General features: G+C 48.7%; 8 protein-coding genes and 1 pseudogene. All 9 read right to left on the bottom strand.

All coding sequences use genetic code 11. The features are described from left to right. Positions 1 to 256: 256 nt before the first annotated feature. The 9 genes and pseudogenes from ACOQPU_RS16280 to ACOQPU_RS16240 all read right to left on the bottom strand — a co-directional run bounded on the left by ACOQPU_RS16280 (position 257) and on the right by ACOQPU_RS16240 (position 13,270). The gene (locus ACOQPU_RS16280) at positions 257 to 4,402 is read right to left on the bottom strand and encodes a hypothetical protein (RefSeq protein ID WP_420640887.1); all 4,146 of its coding nucleotides are present in this window, start codon (positions 4,400 to 4,402) and stop codon (positions 257 to 259) included. Between the two features lie 106 nt (positions 4,403 to 4,508). Next, positions 4,509 to 5,258: a hypothetical protein gene (locus tag ACOQPU_RS16275; RefSeq protein ID WP_420640886.1), complete on the bottom strand. Its 750-nt coding sequence runs from the start codon at positions 5,256 to 5,258 to the stop codon at positions 4,509 to 4,511. A 15-nt stretch (positions 5,259 to 5,273) separates the two neighbouring features. Further along, on the bottom strand, positions 5,274 to 6,689 hold the full coding sequence (locus tag ACOQPU_RS16270; RefSeq protein ID WP_420640885.1) for a metallophosphoesterase family protein: 1,416 nt from the start codon (positions 6,687 to 6,689) through the stop codon (positions 5,274 to 5,276). A gap of 85 nt (positions 6,690 to 6,774) precedes the next feature. Continuing rightward, entirely contained in the window at positions 6,775 to 8,640 is a 1,866-nt protein-coding gene (locus tag ACOQPU_RS16265; RefSeq protein ID WP_420640884.1) for a hypothetical protein, read from the bottom strand. Positions 8,641 to 8,669: 29 nt separating this feature from the next. Further along, entirely contained in the window at positions 8,670 to 10,721 is a 2,052-nt protein-coding gene (locus tag ACOQPU_RS16260) for a caspase family protein (RefSeq protein WP_420640883.1), read from the bottom strand. 154 nt (positions 10,722 to 10,875) lie between these two features. Continuing rightward, positions 10,876 to 11,271, bottom strand: coding sequence for an IS1 family transposase (locus ACOQPU_RS16255; protein WP_420640882.1), 396 nt, complete (start codon positions 11,269 to 11,271; stop codon positions 10,876 to 10,878). Beyond that, on the bottom strand, positions 11,268 to 11,522 hold the full coding sequence (locus tag ACOQPU_RS16250; RefSeq protein WP_420645850.1) for a helix-turn-helix domain-containing protein: 255 nt from the start codon (positions 11,520 to 11,522) through the stop codon (positions 11,268 to 11,270). The genes ACOQPU_RS16255 and ACOQPU_RS16250 overlap by 4 nt, the downstream gene beginning before the upstream one ends. Positions 11,523 to 11,537: 15 nt before the next feature. Then, positions 11,538 to 11,627: pseudogene (locus tag ACOQPU_RS16245) on the bottom strand (transposase-like zinc-binding domain-containing protein); the annotation flags it as partial. A 71-nt stretch (positions 11,628 to 11,698) separates the two neighbouring features. Beyond that, a complete protein-coding gene (locus tag ACOQPU_RS16240) occupies positions 11,699 to 13,270 on the bottom strand; it encodes a caspase family protein (protein WP_420640881.1) in 1,572 nt (523 codons plus the stop codon). Positions 13,271 to 13,279: the final 9 nt, after the last annotated feature.

The raw sequence follows: 13,279 nt of genomic DNA, 5'->3' as shown, positions 1-13,279 counted from the left end.
AAAACAGTTTGCGGGATGATGGGGAGGTGGTGGCGTGGGGAACGGCCGCACACTCCCAACGGCTACGCGAACGGTGTCTGGATCAAGCACTACAAGTGATTCTTGCCGGAAACCTTGCCTCAAAACATTCACTGGGCTACCAAACTCTCTCAGCTCATTTTGCTGCTGAGAGCTCACTCACAAAACTCAATATATCTGCCTGCACCCAGTTCTTAGGCAAGAGTCTAGCTCCTCTCCTTTTGGACAAACTCTTGTTTTAGGGTCGATTTTCGATTGGAACGGATGAATGAATAGGCAAATTAGGACATGTTTGATTGTAAATTTCCCCAGTAGGAAAATACTCCTGCCATTCTTCCCATGTTAAATTTCGAAAAACAATTTCACACCCAGTTTCTGCCAAAACACCTATTGAGATATTCCACAATCTAGATGTGCCATCATCGCTACCTGAAGCTAGGAACTTGTTATCAGGGGAAAACGTTACGGACATCACAGCCCCTTCATGTCCATCCAATATTATTGGTAATGGAATACTTGGTAAATCTTCGATTTGCCAAAGCCTTATCGTGCGATCGTCGCTACCTGAAGCTAATAATTTTCCATCAGACGAGAAATACACCGATCTAATGGAACCTTGATGACCTTCGAGGACGTACGGATAGGAAATAGAGTCAGGCTCAGAAAGTGACCAAAGCAAGATCTTGCCTGTTTCCGTACCTGCTGCAAGATAGTCGTCATTTGGTGAAAATGATACAGAAAGAATAGCACCGTTTTCTCCATCAAAGCGATCGTGCTTATTAGCTGATTCATTGACATCCCAAATAAGAATAGAACCGTCCACGGTACCTGCTGCAAGATAGTTGCTACCAGGAGAAAAAGCCAAAGAAGAAGTATTGCCTAAAGGATTTTCTAAATAACTCGGCGCACTACCGGGATCCAGGGCATCCCAAATCAAAACTTCGTTTTCAGAGCTATCTGAAGCAATCATTGTTCCATCAGGGGAAACCGCCAAGATATGAATTGATTCATTTAGGCTAGGAAATTCTTCGGAAAACCCAACAATTCTTGAGGGTGCCACTTCTGGAGACGATCTCTCCCACAACCAAATTGGATCAATCATGCTCGTTGAAGCAATTTTCTCATTAGTAATATATGAAGCGCTAAATACTGGACCTTGATGATTGCTCATTAGCACTGGATTCGCATCAAGATTTGTCATTTGCCATATTCTTACATTCCCAGAATTTACACCTGACATCCTTTTAAACTGGGAACTTGCGGTAATAATGCTGTTACCATTTGGTGAAAAGTCAACAGAAAATACCACTCCTTGGTGAGCTTCAAGCACTCTAAACGAAGTGTGAAATTTAGATACGTTCCAAACTCGAACCGTATTATCTGAACTCGAAGTCAATATTTTATTTTGCTCAGGTACAAACGTTATGGAATTTACGGTACTTCCATGGCCTAAAAGCGTTATTGGTTCATCAACAGGATTAGAAAAGCTCAGTAGATTAACAACACCATCCAGACCTCCCAAAGCGATAGTCTGGCCGTCAGGAGAGAAGCGTAATGATTTTACCGCCCACTCGTTCTGAAAAAGAATTTCGGGAATCTCATTATTATTTGAAATATCCCACATCCATACAGTGCCTGGCTGATTTTCTAATTCAAGTGGCGACACTATAAGTTCATCTTGGGAAGCCACAATAACTTTTTCTTCATCTGGTGAAAAAACAGCATCCAAAACCCATTCGTTTTCTGGTAGCTGAAAAACAATAGGGATTGGCTCAGAATCTGCAACTTCCCATAATTTTACTGTACCATCCATGCTTCCTGAAACAAAGAATCGACCATCATCTGTAAATGTAAGCGTAGTAACAGAGCTTGAAGTTCCTATCTCTCCTTGATGAGCTTGATATGAACTTCTCAAAGAGAAGGTAATATTGGGAGAGTCCAAAATTCTCCAAATCGATATCCAGCCTGTGCGTGTCCCTACAGCCAGGTTTACTCCATCAGAATCAAAAGCCAAGGATGTTACTCCGCCATCATGCCCTTCAATAATTTTCGGTTCACTAGCTAGATTATTAAGATCCCACAACTTCACTACACCTGACCGACCTCCAGAAGCCAAGAGATTTTTCTCAGTCGAAAAAGCTAGAATGTTTTCGTCACTTGTAGCTCCTTTTAGATTAACCGGAGAGAAATTAGGTGCTGAAATATCCCAAAACCATAAAGAATTTTCACTGTCGAGGAAAGCTATCGATTGCCCATCAGATGAAAAAGTAGCTAATTTCATGGGTGAATCATTTCCAATAAGAATACTGGCATAGTAATCTTGAATAAATAGCGAGCGTAACGCATTATCGACAACCTTATCAATTGTGTTTCCAGTTTCACTATTTAACCTTTGTGCCTCTATAGCTAAAAGCGTAGCTAACTCATCGTCTTGATCAATTTGATCATTTGCGAGACGTGGAACTTGAGCAGACAATGACAAAGCTAATGAAATTTTTCCTTGCTCAATCGCAAGATTGCGCTCGACTTCTGCCTCACCTTGAGCAAACTCAGCGGTTGCGGCAGCCCCAACCGCCGTGCTTTCAGCATTATAAGATTTTGTTGCCTCGGCAACAGCCTTTGCTTCACTATTTGAAGCAGAAACTCCAAAAAGGCTAGCTACAATTGCAGCGATAAGTGCAACAAATCCAATCCCAAAAGCGATATTTCTTCGTTGTTTTAGCTTTATGGCTGCAATTTCAGCTTCTTCAGCGCGTTTCTGTTGTTCCTTTGCTAATGCTCGCTGATGGTCAAGCTCACGACGGCGTTGTTTCTCTTTCTCGCGGATCTCCATCTCAGCTAATTCACGACTTGCACCGAGAAAGCGTGCCGATAACATACTCAAACGCTTTTCGCTTTTTTCAAACCATTCGAGAGCTTGTTGAAGTCTAGCTCCTCGAAAAAGAGCTCCCGAATCTCTATTTAGCTTCGCCCATTGAGATGCTGCTTGAGCAATTTCATTTTCAATTTTAATGGCATCTCGATTCTCATCAATCAACTTTCGTAACCAAGGCCAAGCATCAAGAATTTTTTCATGTGTGATTGCAACGGTGACTCCTGATTCATTCAGAACCATATCTTCTCCATCTTCGATACTCATACCGCTAGTTGTTACTAATCGGCTGTTAGCCAATTGGCTAAGTACGGCTTTGACGACTTCAGCATTACTATTAGCAGGTACCAGTTCAGCAAAGGTGGCGGTGCGGCGGGTATCAACGCGGCCCTGCCCTACTTCAATTAGCTTGGAAAAGATGTTTTTTGCTATTTCTTGTTGCTCTTCAGTGAAGTTTTCAAACACTTTGTTAGCATGTTCTTCCAATGCTTTTTCTAAGCCACCGCGCTGCAAATATTCAGGCAAAGTCAAATCCATCGGTTTGCCCGGTTTGGTTTTTTCTACCTCAAACAAGTCACGGAGTGCAAAGCTCATCAGGGGCAAGGCATCAGGAGAGCCTTTCATATCACTAATGATTCGAGAAACTAGATAGTCATCAATATCTGCACCCACTTTCAAAGCGGGTAGGGTAATCGCCTTAGACAGATGAGGCGAGGTCATCGCCCCCACTAGCTGGAGCTGCTGGCTCAAAAGTTCCCGCAGTTTCTCATGCCTTGCACAGTGGGAAATAAAGTCATCGCGTAATGAGATTATGACAGTGAATCGGCTTTCTGGTTCTTGAGAAGCCTGAGTGATCAAATTGATGAAGGCTTGACGCTGTTCGGGATCTTTGGTTTGAGTGAATAGCTCCTCAAACTGGTCTACTAGCAAAACACAACGGCCGTCATCCCCTTCCAAATACATCTCAACATGACGCAGTAACATTTCGGCCGTTGGGTAAGCATTGTCTTCGGGCTGGAGAGCATCGCCAACGGCTATAGACTTTGTCGCTTTTTCCATCGCCTTTGCCAACTGTCCAAATGGGACGCCTTTGGGCTGCATTGTGGCTAAAAGCCAGCGGTCGCTCCTTTCAATTGCAATGCCCTGACGCAAGGTGTAGAACAGTCCTGCTCTGGCAAGCGATGATTTTCCGCTGCCGGATGGCCCGGCGATGGTGATAAAGTTGGCCTCCTGTACGCGCTGGAGCAGCTCTTGCACCAGCCCTTCCCGACCAAAAAAGTATTGGGCATCGGCCTCTTGGTATGCGGCCAAACCTAAATAAGGAATACGGCCGTTCCACACCGTTGGCTGGTCTTGATTTTTCAGCTCAACGACAAGGGCTGCTACTTCTTCAAAAGTGAGACCCTGGTGGTAATGTGCTGAAGCACCAGGCCCGATTGCTATAGCCTCAGAATCCTTTATCTCGCCAATCTTATATTGGTCGCCACTGGTTTGCGGATTGGTTTCTGACATGGTTACCGCTTCCTTGCTATGAAAAACGGACTGAAACGGTTCGGCTAATTTCCCCGGAAACTGTGGTCTGTGACCCCCCTGTGCTGAAGTTTCCGGGGAAATAGGGTTATTGATTTTGAACGGCCGTTACAAACTGCGCCACAACTTGATCAATCCCTGGCACGTCACTGCCAAGTTCTTGAGCCAACTGCTGCTGCCCCAAACAAAGCAACTTCAAATGCAGCCTATCTACTGGTTGCTTTGCAGCCAAATTGAGGATGAGGTTCATGCTGTTGGTAAATTCTGCCACAGCATCTTTTTGTCCATCTGAGGCCAATTGCAAGTAACGGTTTACACGATCGACTGCTTCCTTCACAGTTAGGTTGCTGGTTATGGGAGTTGGTTGGATGGTGGACGGCCGTTCCACGGGGGCCGCTCTTTTATTCACATTGGCCGCAGCGTCGCGACCAATCGCAATCCCCTCCGCATTTTCAATGTTGCCTACGGTAATTTTGTCTCCCATGATTCTGTCTCCGGTCACTTTATCACCATGAACAACATCGCCGTAAACGGTGTAATTAACAACCTGCCGAATATCCTCTTGCGAGACCGAGGCCGGGAGTTCAAAATCGGAAGGAACATCCTGCCAATTAACAAAGGCGCGCTCGGCTCGCACTTCGTCAATCAGTTTTTGCAGCCGACCTTGCTTTGCCAGCGACACAATCAAATTACGAATAAACGCCGAGCGATGGTCGCCGGGAATGTTTTCGTAATCCACCCCCAGGTTAAAGCAAAGCGTACGCACCTCACTAAAACTAAAATATTGGTCAATCTGCTTGTGCAGCGTGGAGAGATATTTTGCACTGTTTGTCGCCATTTTACCTTGTCCTTCTCATAATGTTTCGCGGAAAATTTCGGTGCTTGCAGCATGGCTGCCATCCCCTGGCACCGTGTAATAAATTGCTTTGGATTTTTGGTGTGGTGGTCTGAGCTTCAAAATCACGTACCCATGTTCATACACCCCAGACCGCTCATCCGCTACCAGCTCAATCCGTTGACCAGCCTTAATTTCCCCGTTGTACAGTGTTACCTGCGTATTTTTTTCAGCTTCGTACGGGTTTTCCTGCGCCAGAATGGGAAATGCCCCATGCCCAACGCATCGTCCCTTTGCCAACCCCAACTGATCCGCATACAGTTGCAAAACATGCTCGTGCCCCCAAAACCAAGCGTCAATCGCTCTGTTTTCCAGCGCGTCGGCAAACTGTTCTTGTAAATGTTGGTTAATGTAATCCTTCCCCACCTTGAGATATGCAGAAAAAAGTTGATGATGCGAGAGAAAAATCACCCGCCGACTGCCTCGATGTTCCAGCTTGTCCAGATGCCAGGCCAGCTCTTCATCCGTTAGATGCGTTTCATGATCCGCCCCAATATCTTGAAGCACCAGCCGCGCATTATCAACCGCGTGTTTGAAGTAGTCATGATCATGGTAGCCAGTGTCTAACCCGTGAATTTGCCAATGGTCGTTTTGCAAGCAGAAGAAGCTGGCTTCTTGCTGCGGCGTGCCCGCTGGCGCGGCTGGCGGCTGGTTCAGGCGAGCCAACTCGTCGTAAAAAGCCGCACCACCTGCATAATAATCATGGTTGCCAGGCAAATTGTAAAGCGCACATGGGTAATCTTCGCGGATGCGGTTGACGATGTTGGTGAAGTTTTCCTGCTGCTCTTTGGCCGTGCCAGAGTAATAGACATCCCCTAAATGGATGACAAGTTCAGGCCTGTGCAGGCACATCTCCTCAAAAACGAGCTGCGCCACGCGCTCGCCAGAGCCCCAGTCGGCAATCAGGCCGATGGTGAGCGTCTCGTCCTTGCCCTCTGGCAGGGGGTAGACAAAATCATCCATGCGGGTGGGCTCACGATAGACGGGCTTGTTGCCACTCAGCTTGTAATAGCCTGCGGCAACGCTGGAAATCTTTGCCCAGTTTATCACGTCGCACATGCTGGCCGTCAGGATGTTGTTGAGCCGCTCAATTTCATCATCCTGACCCAATGCCTTGGCTTTTGCCAAATCCAACGTATGTTGGACGCAAATCCCCATGGTGCTAAACAGATCGCCGCCTCCTTTGGCGTGGGGGTCTAGCACGTTGGCCAGGGTTTGCATCGTGTCGTCCTCCGCCTTTAGCCCCAACCCTGCTGCGTCGAAGACCGACTTCTCCAAATCGTCTTGCTCGGCAGCCTCTGCGGCCAGCACTTCCAAAAAGGCTGATTGAAAGACGGATTGTTCGGCCGTATGAAAACTAACGGGTGCTGTCATAATTTTTCTCCTTTCACAAATAGGACGCAGACTAGCGCGGATGAACGCGGATTAAATCCGTTGCATCCGTGTCCCGAAAAACGGCTCATTTACGCAGTCGTTTGAGTACGTAGTTGGTTGCCGCTCCTGCCGCTTTGGCGATAATGGCATTGGTAAACAGATTAACGATGCCCTCAACTGCCGTTGGCGCAGTCTCCGCAATCGCATCAATCAAGTCAGCCATCTTTTCGTCATCGGCCGACTCCCCTTTTTCTATTTCTCGCTGCAACAAATCGATCTGTTGCTCAACGTTGGCGCGGGTTTCGGCCGTGGGCAGGCTGGTCGCCGCCGCCTGCAGCGGCTCAAACAGTTGGGTGATCGTCACCGTGGCCTGGGTGCCAATGGCAATGCCGCTGCTGCCCGTGATGTTGCCCACGGTGGTAACATCACCAAAAGTCACCGTGCCGCCATTGATCACGTAGGTGATTGGCTGTGCGCTCTCTGGCTGGGCTACGGCCGTCCGGGTGGCGGTGGGTACGGCCGTAACCACCTGAATAGACGCCGTACCCGCGCTGCCCAATGGCTCCATGCATTCTGCATCTGCATACAGTTCAACAGGCACATAGGCCAGGCCCAGCGCCCGCAGCGGCCTGAGCAGAAAGGTAAGCTGGTTGCTATCGCGGTCTGGAAAAAGCACAATGCGGCGTGGCTTAGTGATGACCTCAAAATCATCGTCGTTGGGTTCGGGGCGCATGTAGATAATTAACGGCCGATTATCTGCCGGAAATTGCAAATCAACCTGAGCATCATCCCGCACATCCTCATCGGTAATCAATACACCACCTTCCGTATAATCAGGCAAATGTTTCCGTAAACCAGCCGAGTTGAGCAAGGCAATCAAGGCGCGCAGTTCGGTCGTTTCATTCACTGTGGCCGTTGAGGGCATGGCCAAATCGACCCGACGCGTTTGCCAGACAGTTTCCTCCGGCATCGGTTCCGGTGCTGGCAGCTCAATTCCTTTGGCCCCCTCGTCACTGGCCATTGCTTCCATGGGTTGGGGTGGCTCAACGGCCGTCATCTCCTCTAGTGGCATAACCTCAACCATTTGCGGGGGTTCAACAAAATCTGGCATCACCATATCACTTTCGCTGATGACAACCTGATCAGGTTCCACGCTCACGTCAGCAACGGCATCGCTACCAATGGCAACTCCTTGTGAATCAACAATGTCGCCCACCGAAATCTGATCGCCGCCTACATAATCACCTTCTACATAAACACCGCCCTCGCCAACAACAATTTGCGGTAATTGACCTTCTTCCTCTGGCGCGATTTCGTCGAATTGCTTTTGAAAACGCTTCAATTCAGAAAGCGATTCGGTGATTTGTTGGCGTAGGGGATTGACCAATAGATACAAGCCTTTGGCAATTTGACGCGCCTCGTCCAGTTGATCCGCCATTACTAACGCCAAAATATCGTTGGCAACGTTGCCTGTTTCGACTGCCAATGCTTCCATTGACCGAAAAACATCGTTGTCTGCATTACTTAGACGGCCAAAGACCCGATCGAGCGTTTGCTGCTCCTCAGCCGAAAGCACTGTCTCTCCCCAGCCTTTGAGGTCGTGCCAATAAATTTCGCCAATGTGGTGACAGTGGCCGCGCCCTTCTCGCACAATCGCCTCAAGCTGCTTTGCATCAATGTCGAGCAGGCTGGGCAAGGCGTCATGGAGGTCACCCTTGGGATTAAAGAGCAAAAAGACTTGCTTAAAGGCGGCATTCACTACCTGCCACGTCCTCACGATTTCTTCGATGGCTTCAACCAGCTTGGCATACTTTTCGGGGTTTGGGTGTTGCTGCAAGGTGTTGGTGAGTGGATAAAGGGACTTAATCTCTGCATCCACGCTATCCACAAAGTGCGCCGATTCGTCAACGCGATACCGCAAATTATCCAATGCACTATTTTGAGTCATCATTTCCTCTGAAAGTTAAAGTGAATATGAGCTTAACCACCCTCTTTTGCTTGCTTAACCCGATCAATTATCTTTTTCAAAACGGCCGTAGCTCCTGCAACAGGCCCTCCAAGTGAAGCTGCCATCGCGTCCACAATGTCGGGAGCCATATCTGCTAAGTTTTTCATCCACCGTTCCAGCTTTGTTTCATTCGGTGTTTCTTCCTCAGTCGCCTCTTCTTGAATCTTTTGAACCTCTGCAGCAATCTCTTCTTTGTCCACATTTGGGTCGTCTGGGCGTTGCTGAATTTTCTGATACACAGTCTGGAACAATTGTGCCAACTCTGAGCCACTGATACCTAGATTGACTGTTGCACTTGCATCGCGCCCAAGAGCAATGCTTGTAGAATCTGTAATTGTGGCATTAATCATATCACCACCTACATTATTACCCGCAACGTAGGTAATTGGCATCTGTGCCAATCTAAACAATTTTTCTTGCTGGCGAACTTGCAGTAAACGCTCACCGATTCCAGTATCTTCGGGTTCAATGGGTAGGCTAAAGCGAAGTGTACCTATAGATTCAGTAAATGCTTCATCCTTGAAAAGTCGTACGGCTATTCTCGCTGTTGGCACTACACGCAAAGCAGTTAAAAAAAATGTTTCGTAATCCCCTTCTAGGTCTGGATACACCTTAACGACTTTAATAGGGTTCTCTACTTCAAAATCAAGTTTGGAAGTCTCGACTTTTATGAATACAAGCACAGGGTCTTTAGCAGTGGGAAATTTTATCTCGACATCTCTTGATGAAACATCTTCTTTGTTTATGATATCGCCAGCTTCTGTTTCAATCGGCAAAAAGGCCTCTAAGCCAAGATCGTAAACACGCGGAATCATTGTAAGTAGTTCAGTAGTGCAACCACAACAAACTAATTTTGGAAGAGCAGCTTCAAACCTGCGTTTTTGAATAAAAGCCACTCTTCCTTTTTGATTCATTGCCGCCGAGGCCCCACGGCCAATAGCGATACCAGACGCGCCACTGATGTTGCCTACAGAAATATAATCGCCTTCTACTTTGTCTCCGCTGACGTAATCGCCGCCACCTGTGTCGATGTTGTTGCCAATCTGTCCAATGTGGGCATCGCCGCCCACGTTGACCTGTGCCCCATGCACTGTTTGGTTTTGTTGGTTAAAGGTTGTGCCTGCGGGCGGCAACTCTGCCAATGGGTCGGGGGGTGTGCCGCCCAGGCCTTTGGCGACACCCTGGCCACCAATGAGCTGCGCCACCGGGAAGACGCCAGAGGTGCGCATGACGGGGGTTTGGTCGCGGTTTTGCTCTTTGGCCGACTGCTTGACTTTGTGCGTCACCCAGCTCATCACATCGGTGACATACACAACGGCGGCATCCTCGGCGTGGGGTGCATGTCCTGTGAGTGCCTCAATGAGATGGTAAGTGAACAAGCTCATCTTGCCATCGGTACGGATGTATGAGGATTGTGCCCCGGTTGAAGAGTTGAGAACGGCGCGGCCCTGTCCATCCAGCAAGTCGCTGACGGCTTTGCCGCCGGGTTCTATGTCCAGGTCGGGAATGTCTTTGGTTTCCGGCAAATCGAGTGGGAACGGCGCAGCATCAACTTCTGGGGCGTCTAGCTCAATGTCTTTCACATCCATGCCAGCTGCGTGGCAGCAATCTAAAATTGCCAGCATTCGTTTGGCTTTGATGGTGCTGATTTCGGCCGTGAGTTCTTCGGCTTTGATGGCATCGGCGCGCACGCGGCTCATGGAGCGAATGTTATAGGGAATGAGATAATATTGATCCGTTGCTTTGTCTACCATACCGTGACCGGAGTAGTAGAGTACGGCCGTTGCCTCCGCATCTTCCTTCACCTTATCCTGCAACCAATACAGCGCGTCCAAAATCTCTGTTTTGGTGGACTCTGCACCCTTGAGCAGCTTCACATTGTCTGGTTTGTAGGCGCACCGCTCAGGGTGTACCAACACATCATGCACCGCCTGCACATCTTTGGCCACCGTTGGCAGGGCCAGCCGAGAAATATTATTTTCATCGACACCAATCACCACCGCGTAACCATGTTCAAAAGGCATTATTGAATCCTTTCAGAGTAAGCGTCTAAAATTTTTTAGGGGCTTTTAGAGTCCATCCACAATAACAATGGAACTTAAGCAATTTTCGAGCTGTAGTCGGTGTCTTGTTATGCCATTTGTCCAGCTCGGTCAGAGATTGGCTAGAAGAGAGTGACTAATTCTGTAGGCATACGAACTCAATCAGATGCTTCTTGTCAAACGGCCGAGCCCGATTGTGCAATTGCCGCTGGTTCCAGGCATGAGCAAACGCTTTCACATGACGATTTAGCCAAGCTAAGCTGCGTGAGAAGCAACGACTCTTACGCACCAATCGAGTGAGATAATGTCGTAACTCTGCATTACCGCCTTCGACTGAGTACGTTTCGCTCTTATCACTTAGCGATAAATGATAGCCTCGACGATAGACCAAGCTGTCGTACAGGGGAAATTTGTCGCTGTAATATTGTCCGGCAGGTGCCTCATCAACCAGTTTTTGCGCCACTGCCTGCGTACGTTGCAAAACAGGCTCAATCCCTAGAAAACATCGAGTGTACCGGTCTACAATGGTCATGATGTAGATTTCGTTTTTTTCTCACCGATGAACGTGAACAGTTCGTCCTGTTCAGCCACTTCCACTGGCCCATCAGGGCCGGGCAAGGTCGGTGGCAACTTATCAGCGTAGGCTTTGAGCCAATTGGCAACCGACTGCGGCGCAACCCCCAGGTGTCTGGCGGCCTGACGTTGGCTATTGCCATCCAGGACCAAGCGAATGGCTTGTTGGCGGATGGTAATTGGATGACCGTTTGGCTGAGGCTGGGGCACATATTTACGATTGCAGGCTTTGCATTTGAAAACCTGGCTACCAGCCACAGTTTTGCCATTTTTGACTTGATGAGTTGTTCGGTGACAGTGAGGACATTGGTTCATGTGCCTTTTATACCATGCCTTTGTGTTTAGTCACTCCCGGCTAGAACGATTGCGTAAGTCCTGTAATATCATTAACCAGTTGATTGGCTTTGTTTCACTTTGTTAATGACTTTGCGCAAGACGGCCGTTGCGCCCGCAACGGGTCCTCCCAAAGAAGCAGCCATCACATCCACAATGTCGGGAGCCATACTCGCCAAATTCTTCAGCCATCGCTCTAGCTTGTTTTCGTTTGGCTCCTCATTCTGGGTCGTCTCAGCTTCAATCTTCTGAACTTCTGCTTCAATTTCTGACTTATCCACATCTGGGTCTTCCGGGCGTTGCTGAATGTGCTGATGCACCTTCTGGAAAAACTCGGCTAACTCGCCACCACTAACCCCCTGTTGCACATGTGCCTGCGCCCCACGCCCAATTGCTACGCCGGTTGCTCCGGTAATGTTTCCCACAGAAATTTGGTCACCTTCTACTTTGTCACCTGCCACTTTATCGCCTCCTATTTTGTCACCATGAATTTCATCACCCTGGACTATTTTTCCATCGCCGCCAATAAAATTACCGCCACTCATATTAAAACCTCCGTCTATGTGAACACCACCTTCCTTCTTAACCATATCCCCTTCCACGTAATCGCCGCCACCTGTGTCGATGTTGTTGCCAATCTGTCCAATGTGGGCATCGCCGCCCACGTTGACCTGTGCCCCATGCACTGTTTGGTTTTGTTGGTTAAAGGTTGTGCCTGCGGGCGGCAACTCTGCCAATGGGTCGGGGGGTGTGCCGCCCAGGCCTTTGGCGACACCCTGGCCACCAATGAGCTGCGCCACCGGGAAGACGCCAGAGGTGCGCATGACGGGGGTTTGGTCGCGGTTTTGCTCTTTGGCCGACTGCTTGACTTTGTGCGTCACCCAGCTCATCACATCGGTGACATACACAACGGCGGCATCCTCGGCGTGGGGTGCATGTCCTGTGAGTGCCTCAATGAGATGGTAAGTGAACAAGCTCATCTTGCCATCGGTACGGATGTATGAGGATTGTGCCCCGGTTGAAGAGTTGAGAACGGCGCGGCCCTGTCCATCCAGCAAGTCGCTGACGGCTTTGCCGCCGGGTTCTATGTCCAGGTCGGGAATGTCTTTGGTTTCCGGCAAATCGAGTGGGAACGGCGCAGCATCAACTTCTGGGGCGTCTAGCTCAATGTCTTTCACATCCATGCCAGCTGCGTGGCAGCAATCTAAAATTGCCAGCATTCGTTTGGCTTTGATGGTGCTGATTTCGGCCGTGAGTTCTTCGGCTTTGATGGCATCGGCGCGCACGCGGCTCATGGAGCGAATGTTATAGGGAATGAGATAATATTGATCCGTTGCTTTGTCTACCATACCGTGACCGGAGTAGTAGAGTACGGCCGTTGCCTCCGCATCTTCCTTCACCTTATCCTGCAACCAATACAGCGCGTCCAAAATCTCTGTTTTGGTGGACTCTGCACCCTTGAGCAGCTTCACATTGTCTGGTTTGTAGGCGCACCGCTCAGGGTGTACCAACACATCATGCACCGCCTGCACATCTTTGGCCACCGTTGGCAGGGCCAGCCGAGAAATATTATTTTCATCGACACCAATCACAACTGCGTAACCATGTTCAAAAATTTTACTCATTTTTACCTC

Source organism: Candidatus Leptofilum sp., assembly GCF_965223285.1.
Classification (GTDB): Bacteria; Chloroflexota; Anaerolineae; order Promineifilales; family Promineifilaceae; genus Leptofilum.
This window is presented reverse-complemented; position numbering and strand designations above follow the sequence as displayed.